Genomic DNA, 356 nt, shown 5'->3' on the forward strand with positions numbered 1-356 from the left:
GGGGCAAAACATTAAGCCTCGCCACGCGATCCCAAACGTTAAAACGATCAAGATGCTGCTAATGTTCCGCTTCGGCGGTTTCAGCCGACGACGCCGAACAGCCAGGCAAGAAGGAGCGTCAGGGCCGCGGCGATCGCTATCAGGATCCAGACATCCCGAAATGTTTAGGGACGGCATGGCCAAGCATCCCTTAGCGCCATCAGGGTCACCTGCGCGCCTTTACGGTCTCGCTCCTTCGGGTTGTCGTCAATCCACTTGCAGACTGCGTCATTGATCTCGCCCATAGTGACGCTATCAGGTAAACAGACGGGATCCCGTAGGAACCCGGTCATGTCAGTGACCCCACTAACGTAGCC

1 protein-coding gene is annotated in these 356 nt (G+C 57.0%); it reads right to left on the bottom strand.

Translation table 11 applies throughout. The features are described 5' to 3' along the window. Nucleotides 1-164 precede the first annotated feature (164 nt). On the bottom strand, nt 165-356 hold a 192-nt coding region (locus ACPYOJ_RS34815; RefSeq protein WP_481420298.1), incomplete at its 5' end, for a Rap1a/Tai family immunity protein.

Source organism: Rhizobium sp. SVR5-9E, assembly GCF_056755095.1.